The sequence below is a fragment of the Vibrio sp. LQ2 genome, assembly GCF_023920125.1.
GTDB classification, from domain to species: domain Bacteria; phylum Pseudomonadota; class Gammaproteobacteria; order Enterobacterales; family Vibrionaceae; genus Vibrio; species Vibrio fluvialis.
On record NZ_CP085308.1, the window covers coordinates 290,375 to 309,376 of the forward strand.

The following is a 19,002-nucleotide window of genomic DNA, read 5'->3' on the forward strand; positions in this document are numbered from 1 at the left end:
AATCAGGCAAATCAATAAACAATTATGCATTGGTTTGAATCGGATATGATTTCTGTAGGCCGCAGCCAAACCAGGGACTCCTGAAGGTGGTGAATTTGAAAAGTTAGCTGCATTAGTTGAAGAGTATGAGGAAAAACACTTCCCATTTAATAACTGTAATCCACTTTTGCCCCATTCCGTGTTTTGGCTCGTTAGCTCAATCAAAAATTCCCACTCCTGCTGCCATACAAATTCTTATCTCTTTGCCTATGTTTGGCCTTACCAGAAATCGACTAACAATGTATGGGTATACAGTCATATTTTAATTTAGGTGTTTTGGTATGATTTTAAGACAAGAACAGTGCGCACTAACTCCAACCGCAATAAATAAAATTCAATAAAATCCATTAACTATAGTGACTGACTTTTAGTTAATAGGTTTGGAAAAACGCGCATGCGCGTTTTTCCAGATGGTGTATTTGGCAGAAAGCTGATAAGTTCTTTGCATACAGATAGTTAATCGTGCGCGTTTTCACTGGTCTAACGTGATAAACGCGCATGCGCAATAATAAAATGTTAGGGGTATAGGAGAAGGAGTTTGGTTAAAGAACTAGCGATCATTTCCAATGTGGTAGGTTCTGCATATTTTATGGGCGGCATGCTGCTGCAACACGACAAAGCTAAAGAGCTAGTGGAAAGCATGGATAGAGGATTTAAAGGACTGCTTTTAGAAATAAAAGAGAAGAGGCCGGCAGAAACGATACAAATGCTGCTTAAAATATTCGGGAGCATAACAGGAGCAGCTTTCCTCGGAATCCTGCTCATGGGTTTTCTAAGGATTCATTCGCAAGAGTTAGTATTTGCTCTCTCCATTACCTTTCTTATATCTGGAATTTTGTCTGGTTCTTTATTTTGGGTTCTGAAATACAAAGAGGTTTTGAAGCAAGTTGGACAATGGTTGTTGTTTTTTGGTGGCGGGTCACTCCTATTCCCTGTGATGGATGTTCTTACCAACGCAGGAATAACTAATGTCGTCTATTCAATGTTGCAGGCTAGTTTTTCGCCATTGCTAGCATTACCTAACGGCAATGGGCTTATCTACGAAGCTTCTGTTGTAACTGGGTTTTACGCCGGTTTTGTTATCATTTTTTATTCTATTGCTTGGCTTTATGCTGCGCCGACTGCATTTGCTGCTTGGCTTGTCGTCGCAACTCCAATATATGGTGCCAGGGTTATTAATAGAGCTTTTCCTCAACAACCTATTGCGGTTATATTTTTTGCTCTTTGGCTGTTTAGTGTTTTTTACTTTGCATATGCGAGCCCCCCCTAACAAGGCGCTCGTGTGGGACGCTTGCTTCGCTGCGCGCCCCACAGCTTGGCGTTATGTGAATCGAGGAATTTATGAAGCGTAGAGATGTAAAAGATCATCATGAAAAAAGCGTTATAGATAGCTTTCAAGCCTATTTAGCTAGCAATGGTGCCACTCTAACGGTGGTCGATCGTCCGGATCCACCAGATGCTATTGTAGACATCAACGGTGCTCGCTCATGGGTAGAAATCACAGATGCTTTCACGAGTGATGCAGTAGCCCGCAGTATAACTTCAGCTCCTGCCGACGATGTACCTCATTGGGCGTGCGGAAAAACCGTAGCTCTAAACCCAGATGAATCATTTGAAGAAATACTAACTAAAGTCATCAATAAGAAACTTAGTAATAGGCAGTTACAAAGCATTGCTTCAAACTCGGGTAAGGGTATTTTACTTGTTGGTATCTATTCTGTATTTCATGATGACTCTGACTTTCCTAGGTTATTGGAAGTAGCAAGAAGTGCGCTTACTAGTAACTCAATGTTTAGTAGCGTTTATTTGTATTCATGGGAGCATGGATTTCATAAGGTGTGAATATTCACATAACAAACTGTTTAAGAGTGATTCGCAACGCATGGCATTTTTACTATGTGTTGCGTTTAGTGTTTAAGGTGGTATGCGGCGGCATCGGTATTGCGTTGCTCACACCTTAACAGGGCGTTATAAGCACTGAGGATAGCAGAATGAATCAATCAGTTTGGGAAACTGTAGATATAGATGTTCCTTGGATATTTATCCCACTACATCATGACGATGCAAGAAAAATTTATTTCTGGATAAAACGTTGGGGATATCCAAAAGATAAAGATGAGCTTTTAGCTACAGAATGCGAAGGAGCTATACGTGCCGCCTTTGAAAAACTTGAACTTCAGTTTGACACTGAAACTTTAGGTGAGATTAAGATGGAAAATATGCGGTTATATTCTGGGAGTGATGGTATAGCTATACCTGAGTCATGTTTTATAAATCCAAGTACTAACTTAACGCGTCTTGATAACCCGCTAAAACCATTAAATACGTAAGTCGTGCTTATAACAAGTTGCTGAAATTCGTTCGTAAACCCACTGGGACAATTACAAGTCGGCTTGGCGCTTCGCGCAAGTATAGCCAACTGGTAATTGCCTCTTAGCAAAGCGTTAAGCGTCAATAGGAGAACAAATGAAAGAAGTGATTGCTGAGAATGTGATGAAGCAGATTCGCCAGTCTGGGGATGAACTAGTTGAACGAATTCGTGCAGTTCATGGTCGGTATTGGGCTAGTAGAACAGATTTAGTTAAAACCATTCTTGGTCTAACTTCAGCGATTTTAGTCGGTACTATTTCGTTTTCTGGGTCACTCTCTGGTGCTGGTAAAGAATCACTAGAGTGCACTTGGATTCTATATCTGTCTTGGTTAGTATTTTTCTGTTCAATTTGTTCGGGCACGGTGTCACTTTGGCACTTATATAAACTTGAATCACTTCATGCTGTCTTCTTCAATAAAACAGATGAGATCGAAGAAAAAGTAAAAGCTATCGGTGTGAAGAAAACTGAAAAAGAGCTGGAGTCTGAAATCTTAAAAATAGTTGGTGAGGCAGTTAAACAAAGCGTATCTCCAGCTACTCCGTCAGATAAAATCTCGCACTATTCGTTATTTATTCAGATAGCCAGCTTCCTTATTGGCTTATTCGTCTTTATGATCTTTGGTGTGGTTCAAAACGCTTAACAATCTGTTTAAGAGTGATTCGCAACGTGTGGCATTTTTACTATGCGTTGGTTTTAGTGATTAAGGTGGCATGCGGCGGCTTCGGTATTGCATTGCTCACACCTTAACAGGGCGTTAATTGGCTGGAGGAAAATAAGTGCCATATGATTTAAGTAAAAGATTGGTTGTTGGACTATCGTCCAGCGCACTATTTGATCTTCAAGAGTCAGACGAAATATTTCGCAATGAAGGAGAAGAAGCTTATAGGCAATATCAAAGAGAAAAACAGGATAGTCCATTAAGAAAGGGGGTTGCATTTCCATTTGTTCGTAGATTACTTAAGTTAAATGAATTGCGTCCTCAAGATCCTCCTGTAGAAGTAATTTTATTGTCACGGAATGACCCAGATACTGGATTAAGAGTAATGAATTCCATAGAACATTATGATCTAGGTATTACGCGAGCAGTGTTCTTGCAAGGTAAATCACCTTACGTTTATATTCCTGCATTTGAAATTGAATTATTCCTATCAGCAAACTACCAAGATGTAAAACAAGCGGTTCTTGCTGGTTATCCAGCAGGGCAGATACTAGAAGGTGATATCAAGGATGATACAGAGGATCTGGAGCTCCGTATCGCATTCGACTTTGACGGTGTTATTGCAGATGATGAAGCTGAGGGTATATATCAAAGTTCAGGCCAACTAGCTGATTTTCATTCGCACGAATCAGAGTTAGTTGACGTACCGCATAATCCTGGTCCGCTTAAGAATTTCTTGCAGCGGATTTCGGATATACAAAAACTTGAGTTTGAGCGGCAAAAGATGGATTCCAGCTATTTACCTATGTTGAAAGTTTCAATCGTAACAGCGAGAAATGCCCCTTCACACAAACGTGTTATCAACACAATGCGAGCTTGGGATATTGCTGTTAACGAGGCATTTTTTATGGGTGGTGTTGAAAAGTCGAAAGTGCTGAATATATTGAGGCCTCATATCTTCTTTGATGACCAGAAGTTACATTTGAAACCCTCATCATCTATTCTTCCTTCAGTTCATATACCATTTGGTGTTACAAATGAGGACAAAGCCAATTAACAAACGCCTCAAGAGGGACTGTCACGCGCAGCGTATCCAGTCCCATTGAGCCGCAGTGGTTATGGTTGTTGTGTTTGTGTTTGTGTTTGAGTTTAGTGGTAGTGCGTTGCCAGCCCCTTAGGCGGGCGTTAATCCATAGAAATTTTTATCCGAAACTGACGAGTTAGAGCTAAGTCTTTAACTCGAAAATGTCCAAAAACGTGTTTAGACAACAGAAAACTACCAACATCCACTAATTTGGATAATGTTAAGCAAGTTGTATGACTATGCAGCTAGATTCTGAACAAGAAGCACCTGTTTTAGGCAGGTGATTCCTGTATGACAGTCGCTACATTCCATAGCGAAACGTTTTACCTATATTGACCATATCACGATGTACAGGAGCTAATGCGTTGGCGTAAGCAGCAAGCAGCTTCATGGTATATTCGCTGCGAGCATGCAGATGCTGGTCGGTACATATATGTTCTGCTGTCAGAATCTCTTCGCAGTCACGAAAAATAAGATGATCCGGCAGAAAACACGCGTGATTGTTTTTGTTACCCGTCATGCGTAATTCACTGATCGGATAGACACCATTCACGCTGGCTGAAACGCTCACCAGCAGAGCGGCTTTGTGCGCTAATTCTTCGTCGGTAGTCAGCATCAAAAAGTTCTTCAATGCAGGCGTCGCCATGCCGTGCCATTCAGGGGTAATAAAAATAAATGCATCCGATCTCTGAAGAATTTCAGCAACTGGTTTCCATTGTTGCCATTCTTCACTGTCCTGCCATACCCCTTCATTCCACAGCGGTAGATCCAATTGGTGTAAGTCGAGAACAGTTGCCTTGTCAAAATGGGGCTCAGCCAGTGTTTGTAGGTAATAGGCGACATTTTGGCTTTGAGATTGCGCTCTTTGACTTCCTGATACGATAGTAATGTTCATATTAATTCCTTTTTAAGGTCTGAAGTTGTAGTTGATGATCGGTTTGTGCGGATGAGCGAGGCGCAGCCAGCACAATTGAAAACAAAATGGCTAACGCTCCGAGTAATTGGGGCCAAGTCAGGGTTTGATTTAGGATTAGATATCCAAGAAAACAGGCAGAAACACTGCTTAGAAAGCCGAGAAAAGAGACGGTCACAGGAGGCAGTTTTTCGATTCCGCGAAACCAGAGAAAGTAACCCAAAATGGCACCAATCAAGCTCAAGTATCCATAGCCTAGGTAGTTGATAGACGTAAGTTGGGTTGGAATGCCTTCCAGCCAAAGCGAGACAGGCAACAAAATGATGCCGCCAAATAACAGCTGCCAACCTGTAAATCCAAGCATTGTCATGCCCGTTGGACGTCCCCATTTTTTTGTCAGCACCACACCTAAAGCCATGCTCAGCGTTCCAAGTATGGCGGTCAACATACCTTCTATATTGAGTTCGGCTGAACTGTTAAGTACCAGCAGACCTACGCCGAGAATACCTAATCCACTGGCGACCAGTTGTTGTGAAGAGAAGCTAGCACTCAAAAGGTACCAACTCATGATCATGACAATCACCGGCTGGATAGACATCACCATCGATGCCATGCCTCCCGGTAGGTAGGTTGCCGCGAAAAATAAGCAATAGAAAAATAGCCCAATGTTCAGAAAACCTAGCACTGCTATACGAAGCCACCACAATCCAGTTGGCCACGCTCGGCTAATAAGCACCAGCAATACACCAGCAGGCAGCGAACGAATTGTTGAAGCAATAAGCGGACTTTCTGGTGGCAGCGCTTCCGTTGTCACTATATAGGTACTGCCCCAGACAATAGGTGCAATTGCGGTTAACGCTATTGTTTTAATTTGCTGAATCCTGTTCATAACTCACCTTGACCAAGTAGTTAATCATTCTAAAAAGTATCTCTTTGAAAAGATACTTTTTAGAAAGTAATGGAATTATGATTTTTTATCAAGTATCTTTTTTGAAAGATATTTATTAGAGAGATAAAAATGTCATCAGACACAGTCGATAAAATTCTTGCTCAATGGCTCGTTGTCAGGCCGGATCTGGATTGCTCAGCTATGGGGGTTGTCGGGCGATTGCGTCGAACCAGTGCTGTATGGAAGAAGAAGTTGGATTCGGTTTTTCAAGAGTACGGGCTGAGCAGCATTGAGTTTGATATTTTGGCCACCATGCGCCGCAGTAATGCTGCAGTCACTCCTACTGAGTTGTATCAGACTCTGATGCTTTCCTCTGGAGCGGTCAGTACGCGTATTGAACACTTGGTGAAAAGTGGCTTTGTCCAACGTATTGCCAGTGAAGAGGACAGACGCAGCTGTAAAGTTATTCTGACTCAAAAGGGGATTGAGTTGGTGGACACGGCATTGAATGCACATGTTGCCAATATGGATAATATGCTGAGCGTACTGAGTAGCCAAGAACAAGAACAGTTGGCAAATTTGTTAAGAAAGATACTGTTAGCAGAGCAATGACGAACAGTTGCTTTTTGGACTTTCAATATTCCTTTATTCACTCACTGGCTGTTAATGCCGGTTTGCGATACTAAAAACTATTCGAAACGATGTGAGTTGAGCTGAAGGTCTAGCAAGGTTCTGTCCAAACTCTAACTAAAATGTGGCTATTAAGTTGGTGACTAGGCATATCTTCTTGGTCGAAATTCCTCCTGACTCTGGAAACTTACCATGTCTAACGGGCTCAAAATTCGCAATTAAACGGTCATTTATCCCAATTTACGCAATTGCCCGACTTTTATTGAACGTCGCCCTTGCTCATTTGCGAAATCTAACCAATGATTAGTCGTGATGCTTTCTACTATACTTCGTAGAGCGTTGATAACTCGGGCTATTCTTGCCGATATGGCGGCTCGAATCGCTGTTTATTTAGTCCCCAGATGAAGATTGGAAAAATGAGTACAGGTAAAGTTAAGTGGTTCAATAGTGACAAAGGTTTTGGTTTCATTACACCGGATGACGGTAGCAAAGACCTATTTGTTCATCATTCGGAAATCAAGATGGAAGGCTATAAATCACTGAGTGATGGCCAAAAAGTAGAATTTGAAGTTGGCAAAGGCCAGAAAGGACCGTGTGCCACTAACGTTAAGCCTTTATAATCTTGTAAAGGATGAACATTTTCAGCAGCAGACCCAGCAGCTTGGCTCTTGGGTCTGCTGTTTTTCAAGTTACGCTATGACATCTTACGATGTGTTTGCGCCGTAAACCGAGTCATCGTTTCCGATGATATGAAAAATTTAAAGACCTCTTTCTAGCTCCGAAAAAGTAGAAAAAACCTCCGTTCTCGCATCTCTGATACCAGTTAGTCGCTCTGAATCGCCCTTGGTAGAGTAGATTGCATCGATACCGACGCAAGTTCTTCGTGATCATCGAAGGTACCTGGCGGAGATTAGCTACGTTTTCAGATGTGCCTAATGGACGCCGTTCCCCGAGATAAATCAGTTCTGAGCTGATGCTAAGATGCCCATTTAGACGCTAAACTTGTTTGGTTCCTTGTATCGTCGAGCGTTCACTTGACGTACTTTGGGAAAGACTAAAAATGGCAGTTGTACTGGAGCTGATTCGCTACTTTATGACGCTATATGAGTGATCAAAAGTCAGGAGGATTTTATGGCAAGTAAACATCAAGGTTCGTGCCTTTGTGGTGAAGTAAAGTATGAGCTTTCAGGTGATTTCCAGTCCTTCTTCTTGTGTCACTGTACGCGTTGCCAAAAAGATACGGGGTCTGCTCATGCTGCTAATCTGTTTGCTAAAGGGAACACGTTAACGTGGTTGCAAGGTGAGAGTTACGTTAAAACTTACCAGCATCCAAATTCAAGGCATACAAAAAGCTTTTGCCAGAAATGTGGGTCTGCACTTCCCTCGATTGCTGAAAGTTTTAACCATGTAGTGGTGCCTGCAGGTAGTTTAGATAGCCCAATCTCAATTGAGCCAACCGCTAAAATCTATGTTAGCCGCCGTGCAAACTGGTCTAAAAATTTATGTAATGCCCCCAGTTATGATGAATTACCTGAGCAAATTAAGAGCTAAACATAAAAGCATGTTTTAGACTTCATCACGCTCAGCAGTTTATCGCTCAGAAATGCCTCTTTCCAAGTTGGATCATTTTCCTGTCATCTCTTGAGGTTGGGGAGTTGGCCTACTTTTTCCAATCAGCTAGTGTCTATTGAAGTGGTACTTATCGATGCCCAATGAACGTGAAATGTGGGTAATTTTCGCCTCGGCGATGAGCGGTTCGTTGATCGGCACTGGGCGCATCATTTTTATCGCCAAATCGACGGTGCCGTAACTTACTCCCGCTTCGAGCATGGAATGAACCGCGCAACCTGTGACCGAATCCAGAATGGTGGCCGTAAAGCCGCGCGCTGGGCATCATCGCCAGCATTGAAGGCGCCGTGGTTCTGTGCCGAGCGCACCAGAGTATTTTTCCGCTAGACGCGATCGTGGATTGTCTGCCGAAACTGATGGAAGCGGCGTAAAGGGGCTTGGGTTGCGGCGCGATGGATTCCTTATTGAACACTCAATGTCATTTGTCACTAAGTATCAAATGTTGCTGATTATTATGTTCATCTGATACTTTCAGGTCGGCAATTGTCGTGATGCACGCTTACACTTAGTCAGACCAACTAAGGAGAACAGCAATGAGATTTTTCATCAACAGCATCATGACGGTCAGTTTACTGGCCGCGGGTTCCGCTCAAGCCTTTCAATTGACCAGCAACGACATTCAGGAAGGCCACCCGATGGCAAAAACCTTTGAGTATGCCGGGTGGGGATGCGATGGCGACAACCTGTCACCACAACTGATGTGGAAAGATGCACCAGCAGGCACTAAAAGCTTTGCCATCACAGCGTATGACCCGGATGCTCCGACAGAAAGTGGTTTCTGGCACTGGATTGCGTTTGATATTCCGGCATCGGTCAATGCCGTGCCGCGCGGTGCCAATATCGCAAAACTGGGCGGTAAAGAAGCGCGTATCGATTACGGGGTAGCAAGCTTTGGTGGCGCTTGTCCGCCGGTCAACGACGGTATGCACCGTTATCAATTTACGGTTTGGGCGCTACCGCAAGCATCACTGCAATTGGATGCCAACACGCCGCCTGCCGTATTTGGTTTTACCCTCAACAGCATGGCGCTGGGCAAAGCCAGACTGACCGCGACGTATACGCGTTAATAAATTCAGCGAGGGAATGGATGAATCATCAGTATCAAATCACCGTGTTTCGCGCCGGACAACAGCAGCCGCTGCGTAATGTTCGCATCCACTCCCCGAGTCTGATTCAGATCACGGCAGGCAGTAAACGACTCTTTTGGCAGGATGAAACGAGTGAACTGGGCGCGACTCAGGTCTTGCTGTGCAGTTCAGGCATGTCGCTGAGTTTTGAAAACATGCCACACAAAGGGCGGTTTTCATCGCGCATGTTCAGTTTTTTCTGCACGCCGCCGCATGCCATGCTTGAATTGAGTCTGCGCAATGCCGATCAAGGCACCTCGTTCATGCTTTTCCACGATGCTGCATTGCGCGACACGCTCAATGCGCTCTATGCGTTTGACCGCCAAACACTGAGCGCCGAAACCCAGCAATATTGGGTGCTGGGCTTGTATCAGCAACTGGCGGAGCGCGGCGTATTGCATCACCTCTTTGCCACTTCGCAGGATTCACTGACTCAAAAACTCAGTCGCTACTTGTCGCATTCGCCCAGCCACGACCATCTGCTGGATGACGTGGCCCGCCACTTTGCCATGAGTCGCGCTACCATGATTCGAAAACTGCGCCAAGAGGGCGTTCAGTATCGTGAAGTGCTGGCTGAAGTGCGTTTGAATCACGCCCTTCGTTTAATACAAGAAGGGCACAACAACGTGGCGCTGATCGCAGGCCTGTGTGGGTATCAGTCGGAAGGCCGCTTCAGCCAGCGGTTTAAAGACAAGTTTGGTATTTCGCCCAAAGGGTACGTCAAAACCTTGGATGGCAATGAAACGAGTGCTGTCACCAGCCGATTGCAGTAAAGTGTGAGATTCACTCCGCTGCATATGCCCGCAGTTGGGTACTTTCCTGTCGACCATTGACTTGAGGCCACATGCATTACTTACGTGTTGAACCCGATGACATTCCGATGTCACTGTTGTTGGAAGCCGATCCGTCGCAGCAAAACATCGCAACGTATTTGCAGGACGCGTGGTGCTTTGCCGTCACGCATCACGGCACCGTGATTGGCGCGTGCGTGGTGAAAGCGCTGGATGAGACCACCGCTGAGATTTTTAATGTGTCGGTTGCTGCGCCATTTCAGCAGCAGGGTATCGGTTCTGAGCTGCTGCGGTTTGCGTTGCATGAGCTGAAGAATAGCAACGTGCAGCGTGTTGAGCTGGGCACCGGCACTTTTGGTTATCAACTGACCTATTATCAACGGCTCGGTTTTCGGGTGGACAGCGTGCTGAAAGATCACTTTCTCAAGCACTATCCGGAGCCGATTTTCGAGCAGGGCATTCAGCATCAGGACATGTTGCGCTTGTCCTTGGATTTAAACTGACCTTCTATTTACTGAATCTGCGCGATTTCAACTGGAGAACAAGACGTGATTTTTACTCCCTTATCTCAACCGATTGAACATGGCCCGGCGCTGTGCGACGCGCTGAAAGACTTCCTCATCGCCCATAAAAGCACCTTTCAGGAAAAGCTGATCCCGGATCTCTCTTACATCGATGACATGGCGCACAACGTCAATGGCATCGAGATTCAGTCGGTGCATCATTTGGCGAAGAACCGCTATCAAATCGAATACAGCTACGATTGGGATCTGTTTCTGGGGTGTTCGGACATCAATCAGTCTGGCACCGGCCACGACCACATTCGTTTTACCCTCGACCCCGAAGGCCAAATCAACATGGAATACCTGTTCCCTGATGAACTCGACACTAGCGACGAACTGTGATGGAAGACAACACTAAGATTTGGCGAGAATATTACGAACAGGCCATTTCACGTCCGCATCTCCGGCGAACAGAGTTGGCGGTCAAACTTAATCAATCCCGCGCGCGTGTTGCGGTGGATTGTGGTTGCGGCACCGGGAGCGATATCCAGTATCTGGCGCAGCAGGGATATCAAGTGCACGGATTCGATGTGAATGCCGATGCGACAGCGCTATGTAAAGCAAGGTTTGCGGCGAATGCGTTGGTTGAGATTGAGCAGGCCGCTTTTGAGTCTTTCGACTACCCCAAAGCGGGCATTGTGATTGCCAACTCCAGTTTGTTCTTTGCCAACCCTGACCAGTTTCAGGAGACCTGGCATAAGATCGAAGCGTGTTTGGAAGCTGGCGGCGTGTTTGCTGGTGATTTCATGGGTGAAAAAGACAGCTGGGCGAACAACTATCGCAGCCCGACGACACCCCTCACCGAGTCGCAAGTGATGTCTCTATTTGCCCATTTCGATGTCGTCAGATTCTTTGAACGTGACGAAAGCGCCAAAACCGCATTGGGCAGAATGAAACACTGGCATACCTATTCCGTGGTGGCGGTGAAGCGTTCTCTCGCATGATTCGAATGCCAAACAACCCGATTTTCTAGCCACCATGTCACTTTAGAACGAGGAGAAGAGATGACACCTGCACCGATTAAACCTGAGATCAGCTTTGATGATTTTGCCAAAGTGGACATTCGCGTCGGGCGTATTGTGGAAGTGTTGGACGTTCCCAAGTCCGACAAGTTAATGAAACTGATCGTCGATTTTGGCGATCACACCCGTTCAGTATTGGCAGGCATCAAACAGGAAAGGGCCAACCCGAAAGAGATTGAAGGCAAGCAGGCGCTGTTTGTGGTCAATCTGCCCGAGCGCAAAATGGCGGGCGAAGTTTCTCAAGGCATGCTGTTTGATATTGGCTACGAAGACCGGCTGACACCGTGCCTCGCTTGCCCGGAATCGGAATTACCCAATGGCGCCAGAGCGGGCTGATATTGAGAGAAAAAACGCACCCATCGGTGCGTTTTTTTTAATCGCAGGTTGCGATGTTTACAGCGTCACTTTTTTCACCATGCCAGCTTCGGCGTGGCCGGGAATGTTGCAGGCGAACTCGACGTGGTTATCGCCTTGGAAATGCCACATCAATTGCTTGGCTTTGCCCGGTTGCACGGTCACCGTGCTGCCGGAATCATGCATGTGTTGGCCATTCATGGAGCGCATCATTTCGCGGTGCGTCAACTGTTCTTTGGCGGAACCAATCGAGAATTCGTGGTCGATTTTGCCGGTATTCATGATCACAAATTGCACTACGTCGTTGGGTTGAATGTCGACCTCTTTTTTAAACGTGATCTTCATGTCGTCAGAAAGTAGCACATGTACCACTTTTGTCGGTTTGGATCCTGTGGCGGACATGCCAACGTCCGACATTTCGCCCATGTTCATCATACCGGAGTGGTCCATCCCTTGTTGCGGCATCTTGTCTGAAGACATCATGCTGTGATCCATTCCGGATTGCTGGCTGTCGCCGTGTGTCATGTCAGCCAGTGCCAGTGGGGAAGTGAGGCTTAGTGCCAAAGCTAATACAGTGATTTTCATGATCTATTCCTTTTCAGTAGTGGTCGTCGGTTGAGTTTCACGCTGTTTCCACAGCTTAAAAATGGCGGGCAGCACCAGCAGAGTCAGCAGCAGCGCGGATGCCATGCCCCCAATCATGGGCGCGGCGATGCGTTGCATCACTTCAGAACCGGTGCCTTCACCGTACATAATGGGAATGAGGCCGATGATGACGGTAATTACGGTCATCATGACCGGGCGCACGCGCAGCCCGGCGCCTTCGCGAATGGCGTCATTGAGGTCTTGAAGCGTCAAAGTGGCTTTGCGTTCTTGAGCCTTGAGCTTGGTGTAATGCCAGGCTTGATTGAGGTAAACCAGCATGATGACGCCAATCTCGACCGCGACACCAGCCAGAGCAATAAAGCCCACACCGACGGCGATCGACAGGTTGTAGTTAAGCGAATACATCAGCCATAAGCCGCCGACCATCGCCAGCGGCAGGGTGGCCATGATGATCAGCACTTCACCCACACGGCGGAAGCTGAAGTAGAGCAGCAGCATGATGATGGTGAGCGTAATGGGCACCACCACACTGAGGCGGTCTTTGGCGCGCTCCATGTATTCATATTGCCCTGACCACGCCAGCGAATAGCCCGCAGGCAGCTTGAGTTGATCGGCCACCACGCGCTGCGCTTCGGCCACGTAGGAGCCGAGATCGCGCCCTTCGATGTCGACAAACACCCAGCCATTGGGACGAGCATTCTCGGTTTTGATCATCGGCGGGCCATCTTCGTAACGTACGTCAGCCACATCGGCAAGCGCAATACGTGCGCCGTTGGGTGTCACCAATGGCAGGTTTTGCAGTTTGACTACCGAGTTGCGGTAATCCTGCGGGTAGCGCACGTTGATCGGGTAACGTTCCAGCCCTTCAATCGTCTCGCCGACATTCATGCCGCCGACCGCAGTAGCAATCACTTGCTGCACGTCTTTGATGTTAAGCCCGTAACGCGCTGCGGCACGGCGCTTGATGTCGACCGTGACATAACGGCCGCCAGCCACACGTTCGGCATACACCGATGCCGTACCTTCCACACCGTTAAGAATGGGTTCCAGTTCTGCGCCAATGCGTTCGATGGTCGCCAGTTCCGGCCCGACGATTTTGATGCCAATCGGAGTTTTGATCCCGGTCGCCAGCATGTCGATGCGGGTTTTGATCGGCATTACCCAAGCGTTGGTGAGGCCCGGAAACTGCACCAGATTGTCGAACTCTTTGCGCAGCGATTCCGTCGTGACGCCCTCACGCCATTCGCTGCGTGGTTTAAGCTGTATCACAGTTTCGATCATGGTCAGCGGCGCGGGATCCGTTGCGGTTTCGGCGCGGCCGATTTTGCCCCACACGGTGTTCACTTCCGGTACGGTTTTGATCAGCTTGTTGGTTTGCTGCAACAGCTCGCGTGCTTTACCAATTGAAATGCCCGGATAGGTGGTCGGCATGTACATCAAATCGCCCTCATCCAATGGCGGGATGAATTCACTGCCGAGCTTGCTGGTCGGGTAGTAGGCCGATGCCATCAACGCCATCGCTATCACAATCATGGTTTTCGGATAACGCAAGCTGAGGTTGAGCAGCGGGCGGTACAAGCCCACCAGTGATTTGTTCACCGGGTTCTTGTGCTCAGGCAGGATCTTTCCGCGAATGAAATAGCCCATCAGCACCGGAACCAATGTGATGGCAAGACCTGCCGATGCCGCCATGGCGTAGGTTTTGGTAAAGGCGAGCGGCGAGAACATCTTGCCTTCTTGACCTTCCAGTGCAAACACAGGCACAAAGCTGAGGGTGATGATCAGCAGTGAGAAGAACAGTGGTGGGCCGACTTCCTGCGCCGCATCACCAATCACCTGCCAGCGGTTTTTGTCGGTCAGCGGCGTACGCTCAATGTGCTTGTGCACGTTTTCGATCATGACAATCGCACCGTCGACCATGGCCCCAATGGCAATCGCGATGCCGCCGAGCGACATGATGTTGGCGTTGATGCCTTGCCAGTGCATCACGATAAACGCAGACAGAATGCCGACGGGCAGGCTGAGCGCAATCACCAGTGACGAACGAATGTGGAACAGGAACAGCGCGCACACAACCGCGACCACGATGAACTCTTCCGCCAGCTTTTTCCATAGGTTCTCGACCGCAGAATTGATCAGTGTGGAGCGGTCGTATGTTGGCACAATTTCCACCCCGCTCGGCAGACTGCCTTGCAGACTGTTCAGCTTGGCTTTGACGTTGGCGATCACCTGACTGGCGTTCTCGCCAAAGCGCATGACGATGACGCCGCCGACGGCTTCCCCTTCACCATTCAGTTCTGAGATGCCACGGCGCATTTGTGGGCCAAGGGTAATGTCGGCGATATCGCCCAACAGCAGCGGCGTACCTTTGCTGGTCACTTTGAGCGGAAGCGATTGAATGTCTTCAATCCCGGTCAGGTAGCCAGTGGTGCGCACCATGTGCTCGGCTTCGGCCACTTCGATCACTGAGGCGCCCGTTTCCTGATTACCGTTTTGAATGGCGGCATTGACCTGTTGCAGGGTCAGGTTGTAGGCACGCAGTTTGGCGGGATCGATCTGGATCTGATATTGCTTGACCATGCCACCCACCGTCGCAACTTCCGACACCCCAGCCACGGTTTGCAGCTCGTATTTGAGGAACCAGTCTTGCAGGCTGCGCAACTGCGCCAAATCGTGTTGCCCGGTTTTGTCTTGCAGCACGTAGCTGTAGACCCAGCCGACGCCTGTCGCGTCGGGACCGAGTGTGGGTTTGGCGTTGGCTGGCAGCTTAGGTGCTACTTGGCTGAGGTATTCGAGTACCCGTGATCGCGCCCAGTACATATCGGTTTTGTCGTTAAAGATGATGTAAACGTAGGAATCACCAAAGAACGAATAACCGCGCACCGTCACCGCCCCGGGCACGGCCAGCATAGCAGTGGTGAGCGGATAAGTGACCTGATCTTCCACTACCTGCGGCGCTTGGCCGGGGTAACTGGTTTTGATGATCACCTGCACATCGGACAGATCGGGAATCGCGTCCACCGGCGTTTGCTTAACGCTGAACAGGCCACCTGCGATGAGCGCAATCGTCGCGACCAACACCAGAAAGCGGTTGTGCAGCGACCAGCGAATAATGGCGTTGATCATGATTGACCTCCGAGGTGCTCAATCGATTTCAGCACATAATCGGTGCCATTTTTCTGCACTAGAAACCGAACCGGCTGACCTTCCTTCAGCCCGCTGAGGTCAACGTCATCACCGACGCTGAAATTCATTTCGCCCGCATCCCAACTCCACTCGGCAACCGGCAGATGTTTGAGGGTGATCATGCCAAAATCGGCCATCAGCATACTGATTTCACCCGTCAGCCACAGTTCGCCAGGAATAACCGTGTCACCGATACGGTAATCGACCACTTGGTATTGGCCGTCATCGCCTTTTTCTAGCGCGAATTCGATCGCCTGTCCGCGACTGAAAGGTTCTATTGTCAGGCTATCGGCCAGAGTGAAATTCATCGTCATACCCGGCCAGTTCAGCTCCGCGACAGGCTGGTGGCTGATGGTTAACATGCGCGTTTTTTCCATCACATCGGTCACTTCACCTTTGGCCCAAATCGCTTCGCTGGCGGCTTGCAGGCCATCGATGCGCGACAAATCGGCCGTTTGACTAGATTCTGAATCGAGCAGGAAGTGCGCTGAAGTGACCACGCGGCTTTGTTCATTGAGCCCGTGACGCACCTCAATGCGATCGCCCGCTTCACGGCCGACTTCAATGCGCGCTGAGCGGTACTGACCCTTACCTTCGGCCAGCACCACTCGGCTCATGCCGCCAGAATGGATCACCGCCGACTTTGGAATGGTTAATACCGCGTCTTCTGTGACCGGTTGCAGCGAGATGTTGGCGAACATGTTGGGTTTGAGAGCGCCCTGTGGATTGGCAAACTTGAGGCGCATACGCAGCGTGCGGGTTTGTGGGTCGAGAATCGGGTAGACGTAATCGACTTCACCCTGCCATTCGCGTCCCGGCATCGCATCCAGCGTCATCATCGCTTTACTGCCTGCGGTCACCCAGTGTGACTGGCGCTCAAACACTTCGGCATCGACCCAAACATTATCCAGCGGACCAGCACTGATCACCGCTTGTGCCGGAGAGAGATAGCCGCCTTCACGAATATTCAGGCTGGCGATGATGCCATCGGCTTTGGCTTTGATGTCGACGGACGACGAGGCTTTGCCGCGTTTAAGGATGGTCTGAATCTGCGCGCGGTCGACACCGAGTGTCACCAGACGCTCGGTCGCACCTTTCACGAGCGCGCTGCGTCCGGTGCGATAGGCATTGAGCAACTCTTCTTGTGCTTTCACTAATTCGGGCGAGTAAAGGGTGAACAGCACGTCATCTTTACGCACGCGATCGCCGACCGCGTTGACGTAGAGCTTCTCGACCCAGCCTGCCACCCGCACGTTGGTTTGCCATAAACGGCTCTCATCAAAGGCGATGTAGCCAACGGTTTCAATGCTGGGTGACAGTGGCTCGCGCAAAGCTTGTGCGGTTTTCACGCCAAGGTTGTTTTCGACCGACGGGTCGATGGTCACCGTGCCCGGTTTCTGGTTTGCGGTTTCTTCGGCATACACCGGAATCAAATCCATCCCCATCGGTGATTTACCCGGTTTGTCGCGTTTGTAGTTTGGATCCATGGGTGCAACCCAATACAGCGGTTCTTTGCTGCCTTCACTGGCGGCGCTGTTCATTGCGTTATGTTCGGCGTTCATGCCCGCGAGATAAGTTTGGACACCTACGCCCAGAGCTGCGCCGATGGCCAGCGCGATAATCGCTATGTGACTGTTTTTCATCGTTTGTCCTTATTCCTGCTCGGCAGATGGCAGGGATAGCTGTGGCTGACTGACTTGGTATTCGTAACTGCTGAGCAGCGCCGCGAGGTTGTTGTTGACCAGATTGCGATCGGTGAGCAGGCGCTGATACTCGAGTTGCAACGCCAATTCATCCGTACTGGCCGAAATCACGTCGTTAAACTGCGCGGTATTGTTCTGATAGCCGCGCTCGGTGGCCTGAACACGCGCTTTGGCTTGCGGTAGCAAGGTCGAGTTGAAACGCGCCAAACGCTGAGCTAGGTTGTCGCGATCGACGCGTAGCGCATTCACTTTGGCGTTCATCTGACGGAGTAAGGTGTCTCTTTGCGATTGGGCTGCGCCGACCTGATACTGAGCGGCCGCGAGGTTTCGGTCTTGGCGGTTGCCGGTGAACAGCGGAATATCCAGGGTCAGATAGGCACTGACCAAGTCCGATGCAGGCTCACCGCGCATGTTATTGGCTTGGCGATAGGCATACATCACTTCCACCCCAAACTGCGGCGAGTAGGCTTCGCGCGCAATATCCACCTGAGTGCGACCGGCTTCAATCGATGAATCTGCCATGCGCACCGCAGGGTGACGGCTCAGATCGCTGTAATAAGCGTTGTCGGTCGACGGGTGAGTGAGGGTTTGCTCCAGCTTAGGCCACGGCAACTGGTTCGATGCCTGAAGGCGATGGGCTGAAAGCAGCCAGTCTGAACCGAGCCATTCGGAGAGCTGAGCGGTCAGGCGCTGCTGCATCTGCGCGTTAGCCTGTAACTTCTCGTCCAGGCGCGAGACCTGCAGCTGCGCATTGAGCAGATCCTGCGCTTCGCTTTTGCCAATCGCGTAATTGGTTTGAATGAAATTGACCATCTCATTCATCAGGCTGCGATTTTCCAGCAGAATGGTTTGCGCCACCTGCTGATAGCCCAGTTCAAGCCACAATTGGGTCAGCGCGTTGGCGACTTCAAGCTCGCGACCGACGACCTGAACTTCGACGCCTTGTGCCTGTTGCGTGGCTTTTTTGTTTTGCAGATCGAGCGTGTCACCCCGCTCAAACTGCTGCATCAGGCCGACGGAAATGTTGGTCATCGCATCTTCATCGAACTTGAAGCTGTCGACGGGCAGACCGGTGACGCCCATTTTGAGTTTGGGATCCATTAAGGTCGCACTGGCACGACCCGTTTCGCGCATCGCTTGCGCTTGTGCGTAATACTGACGACGAATTCCGTCGTTCGACAGCGCCGTCTCAATAAGTTGAGACAACGCCTGTGCTGGCTGAGGTGATGGGCTGGCAGGCGAGGTTTCGCTCGCCATCGCCAAAGAACTCACCCAAGCCGCCGCGCTGACAGACAGCGCCAAAAGGCATGGTTTTAATTTCACGTTGTTCATCCACAACTGAGCGCGTAACGCGCACGAAAACTTCTCCGCCTGTTACCTGTTCACAGGTAGTAGGGGCGGAAGCCGAGATTCGAGAGTTGGGATTTAAGCGCTGG

General features: G+C 49.0%; 22 protein-coding genes. 15 read left to right on the forward strand and 7 right to left on the reverse strand.

The features are described 5' to 3' along the window. The first annotated feature begins 577 nt into the window (after positions 1–577). The 5 genes from LGV68_RS01530 to LGV68_RS01560 all read left to right on the forward strand — a co-directional run bounded on the left by LGV68_RS01530 (position 578) and on the right by LGV68_RS01560 (position 4,126). Positions 578–1,309 carry a hypothetical protein gene (locus LGV68_RS01530; RefSeq protein WP_222805997.1) on the forward strand — a complete coding sequence of 244 codons (732 nt, stop codon included), beginning with the start codon at positions 578–580 and terminating at the stop codon, positions 1,307–1,309. A gap of 71 nt (positions 1,310–1,380) precedes the next feature. Continuing rightward, positions 1,381–1,881, forward strand: coding sequence for a hypothetical protein (locus tag LGV68_RS01535; protein ID WP_222805999.1), 501 nt, complete (start codon positions 1,381–1,383; stop codon positions 1,879–1,881). A gap of 149 nt (positions 1,882–2,030) precedes the next feature. Next, positions 2,031–2,369: a hypothetical protein gene (locus tag LGV68_RS01545; protein ID WP_222806005.1), complete on the forward strand. Its 339-nt coding sequence runs from the start codon at positions 2,031–2,033 to the stop codon at positions 2,367–2,369. Positions 2,370–2,505: 136 nt separating this feature from the next. Beyond that, on the forward strand, positions 2,506–3,051 hold the full coding sequence (locus tag LGV68_RS01550) for a hypothetical protein (protein WP_080534747.1): 546 nt from the start codon (positions 2,506–2,508) through the stop codon (positions 3,049–3,051). A gap of 136 nt (positions 3,052–3,187) precedes the next feature. Continuing rightward, positions 3,188–4,126, forward strand: a complete 939-nt coding sequence (locus LGV68_RS01560) for a 5'-nucleotidase (protein WP_140228888.1) — start codon at positions 3,188–3,190, stop codon at positions 4,124–4,126. Between the two features lie 328 nt (positions 4,127–4,454). On the opposite strand, the gene LGV68_RS01565 is transcribed toward LGV68_RS01560, so the two are convergent. Together LGV68_RS01565 and LGV68_RS01570 are read right to left on the reverse strand one after the other, a co-directional pair. Further along, positions 4,455–5,048 (reverse strand): NAD(P)H-dependent oxidoreductase, encoded by a 594-nt coding sequence (locus tag LGV68_RS01565; RefSeq protein ID WP_252536072.1) that lies wholly within the window; start codon positions 5,046–5,048, stop codon positions 4,455–4,457. 1 nt (position 5,049) lies between these two features. Further along, positions 5,050–5,955, reverse strand: coding sequence for an EamA family transporter (locus LGV68_RS01570; protein ID WP_252536073.1), 906 nt, complete (start codon positions 5,953–5,955; stop codon positions 5,050–5,052). A 129-nt stretch (positions 5,956–6,084) separates the two neighbouring features. Between LGV68_RS01570 and LGV68_RS01575 the strand changes: the two genes are divergently transcribed. The 3 genes from LGV68_RS01575 (at position 6,085) to LGV68_RS01585 (ending at position 8,136) form a co-directional block, all read left to right on the forward strand. Further along, a complete protein-coding gene (locus LGV68_RS01575) occupies positions 6,085–6,567 on the forward strand; it encodes a MarR family transcriptional regulator (protein WP_252536076.1) in 483 nt (160 codons plus the stop codon). A 434-nt stretch (positions 6,568–7,001) separates the two neighbouring features. Continuing rightward, positions 7,002–7,205: a cold-shock protein gene (locus LGV68_RS01580; RefSeq protein ID WP_020329995.1), complete on the forward strand. Its 204-nt coding sequence runs from the start codon at positions 7,002–7,004 to the stop codon at positions 7,203–7,205. Positions 7,206–7,716: 511 nt separating this feature from the next. Continuing rightward, on the forward strand, positions 7,717–8,136 hold the full coding sequence (locus LGV68_RS01585) for a GFA family protein (protein ID WP_252536078.1): 420 nt from the start codon (positions 7,717–7,719) through the stop codon (positions 8,134–8,136). Positions 8,137–8,262: 126 nt separating this feature from the next. Here LGV68_RS01585 and LGV68_RS01590 read toward each other — a convergent pair whose 3' ends face one another. Continuing rightward, the gene (locus LGV68_RS01590; RefSeq protein ID WP_252536080.1) at positions 8,263–8,415 is read right to left on the reverse strand and encodes a hypothetical protein; all 153 of its coding nucleotides are present in this window, start codon (positions 8,413–8,415) and stop codon (positions 8,263–8,265) included. 3 nt (positions 8,416–8,418) lie between these two features. Here LGV68_RS01590 and LGV68_RS21430 point away from each other — a divergent pair, with 3 nt between their 5' ends. The 7 genes from LGV68_RS21430 to LGV68_RS01620 all read left to right on the forward strand — a co-directional run bounded on the left by LGV68_RS21430 (position 8,419) and on the right by LGV68_RS01620 (position 12,053). Next, a complete protein-coding gene (locus LGV68_RS21430) occupies positions 8,419–8,541 on the forward strand; it encodes a hypothetical protein (protein ID WP_289781582.1) in 123 nt (40 codons plus the stop codon). A 206-nt stretch (positions 8,542–8,747) separates the two neighbouring features. Then, positions 8,748–9,281, forward strand: a complete 534-nt coding sequence (locus LGV68_RS01595; protein WP_252536085.1) for a YbhB/YbcL family Raf kinase inhibitor-like protein — start codon at positions 8,748–8,750, stop codon at positions 9,279–9,281. Positions 9,282–9,301: 20 nt separating this feature from the next. After that, positions 9,302–10,114, forward strand: coding sequence for an AraC family transcriptional regulator (locus LGV68_RS01600; RefSeq protein ID WP_252536086.1), 813 nt, complete (start codon positions 9,302–9,304; stop codon positions 10,112–10,114). A 71-nt stretch (positions 10,115–10,185) separates the two neighbouring features. Next, complete coding sequence (locus LGV68_RS01605) at positions 10,186–10,635, forward strand: GNAT family N-acetyltransferase (protein WP_020428983.1); 450 nt, start codon at positions 10,186–10,188, stop codon at positions 10,633–10,635. 45 nt (positions 10,636–10,680) lie between these two features. Next, positions 10,681–11,037 (forward strand): hypothetical protein, encoded by a 357-nt coding sequence (locus LGV68_RS01610; RefSeq protein WP_252536087.1) that lies wholly within the window; start codon positions 10,681–10,683, stop codon positions 11,035–11,037. Further along, entirely contained in the window at positions 11,037–11,639 is a 603-nt protein-coding gene (locus LGV68_RS01615; RefSeq protein ID WP_252536089.1) for a class I SAM-dependent methyltransferase, read from the forward strand. The genes LGV68_RS01610 and LGV68_RS01615 overlap by 1 nt, the downstream gene beginning before the upstream one ends. A gap of 60 nt (positions 11,640–11,699) precedes the next feature. Next, positions 11,700–12,053, forward strand: a complete 354-nt coding sequence (locus tag LGV68_RS01620; protein ID WP_202639436.1) for a tRNA-binding protein — start codon at positions 11,700–11,702, stop codon at positions 12,051–12,053. A gap of 57 nt (positions 12,054–12,110) precedes the next feature. Here the strand turns inward: LGV68_RS01620 and LGV68_RS01625 are convergent, their stop codons facing one another. From LGV68_RS01625 to LGV68_RS01640, 4 genes are read right to left on the reverse strand one after another with little or no spacing between them, the layout of a single operon-like run. Continuing rightward, positions 12,111–12,656: a cupredoxin family protein gene (locus LGV68_RS01625; protein ID WP_047461131.1), complete on the reverse strand. Its 546-nt coding sequence runs from the start codon at positions 12,654–12,656 to the stop codon at positions 12,111–12,113. A gap of 3 nt (positions 12,657–12,659) precedes the next feature. Beyond that, positions 12,660–15,803, reverse strand: coding sequence for an efflux RND transporter permease subunit (locus LGV68_RS01630; protein ID WP_222725044.1), 3,144 nt, complete (start codon positions 15,801–15,803; stop codon positions 12,660–12,662). Next, on the reverse strand, positions 15,800–17,506 hold the full coding sequence (locus tag LGV68_RS01635; protein WP_222725046.1) for an efflux RND transporter periplasmic adaptor subunit: 1,707 nt from the start codon (positions 17,504–17,506) through the stop codon (positions 15,800–15,802). Before LGV68_RS01635 ends, LGV68_RS01630 begins: the two co-directional genes overlap by 4 nt. A 9-nt stretch (positions 17,507–17,515) precedes the next feature. After that, on the reverse strand, positions 17,516–18,823 hold the full coding sequence (locus LGV68_RS01640) for a TolC family protein (RefSeq protein WP_225869440.1): 1,308 nt from the start codon (positions 18,821–18,823) through the stop codon (positions 17,516–17,518). Positions 18,824–19,002: the final 179 nt, after the last annotated feature.

Excerpts from the sequence above, each read along its gene's own strand:
- LGV68_RS01545 (WP_222806005.1), top strand. The coding sequence starts at position 2,031 with ATGAATCAATCAGTTTGGGAAACTGTAGATATAGATGTTCCTTGGATA.
- LGV68_RS01615 (WP_252536089.1), top strand. The coding sequence starts at position 11,037 with ATGGAAGACAACACTAAGATTTGGCGAGAATATTACGAACAGGCCATT.
- LGV68_RS01600 (WP_252536086.1), top strand. The coding sequence starts at position 9,302 with ATGAATCATCAGTATCAAATCACCGTGTTTCGCGCCGGACAACAGCAG.
- LGV68_RS01625 (WP_047461131.1), bottom strand. The coding sequence starts at position 12,656 with ATGAAAATCACTGTATTAGCTTTGGCACTAAGCCTCACTTCCCCACTG.
- LGV68_RS01575 (WP_252536076.1), top strand. The coding sequence starts at position 6,085 with ATGTCATCAGACACAGTCGATAAAATTCTTGCTCAATGGCTCGTTGTC.
- LGV68_RS01605 (WP_020428983.1), top strand. The coding sequence starts at position 10,186 with ATGCATTACTTACGTGTTGAACCCGATGACATTCCGATGTCACTGTTG.
- LGV68_RS01585 (WP_252536078.1), top strand. The coding sequence starts at position 7,717 with ATGGCAAGTAAACATCAAGGTTCGTGCCTTTGTGGTGAAGTAAAGTAT.
- LGV68_RS01535 (WP_222805999.1), top strand. The coding sequence starts at position 1,381 with ATGAAGCGTAGAGATGTAAAAGATCATCATGAAAAAAGCGTTATAGAT.
- LGV68_RS01635 (WP_222725046.1), bottom strand. The coding sequence starts at position 17,506 with ATGAAAAACAGTCACATAGCGATTATCGCGCTGGCCATCGGCGCAGCT.
- LGV68_RS01580 (WP_020329995.1), top strand. The coding sequence starts at position 7,002 with ATGAGTACAGGTAAAGTTAAGTGGTTCAATAGTGACAAAGGTTTTGGT.
- LGV68_RS01620 (WP_202639436.1), top strand. The coding sequence starts at position 11,700 with ATGACACCTGCACCGATTAAACCTGAGATCAGCTTTGATGATTTTGCC.
- LGV68_RS21430 (WP_289781582.1), top strand. The coding sequence starts at position 8,419 with ATGAACCGCGCAACCTGTGACCGAATCCAGAATGGTGGCCGTAAAGCC.
- LGV68_RS01640 (WP_225869440.1), bottom strand. The coding sequence starts at position 18,823 with ATGGCGAGCGAAACCTCGCCTGCCAGCCCATCACCTCAGCCAGCACAG.
- LGV68_RS01630 (WP_222725044.1), bottom strand. The coding sequence starts at position 15,803 with ATGATCAACGCCATTATTCGCTGGTCGCTGCACAACCGCTTTCTGGTG.
- LGV68_RS01595 (WP_252536085.1), top strand. The coding sequence starts at position 8,748 with ATGAGATTTTTCATCAACAGCATCATGACGGTCAGTTTACTGGCCGCG.
- LGV68_RS01590 (WP_252536080.1), bottom strand. The coding sequence starts at position 8,415 with ATGCTCGAAGCGGGAGTAAGTTACGGCACCGTCGATTTGGCGATAAAA.
- LGV68_RS01565 (WP_252536072.1), bottom strand. The coding sequence starts at position 5,048 with ATGAACATTACTATCGTATCAGGAAGTCAAAGAGCGCAATCTCAAAGC.
- LGV68_RS01570 (WP_252536073.1), bottom strand. The coding sequence starts at position 5,955 with ATGAACAGGATTCAGCAAATTAAAACAATAGCGTTAACCGCAATTGCA.
- LGV68_RS01550 (WP_080534747.1), top strand. The coding sequence starts at position 2,506 with ATGAAAGAAGTGATTGCTGAGAATGTGATGAAGCAGATTCGCCAGTCT.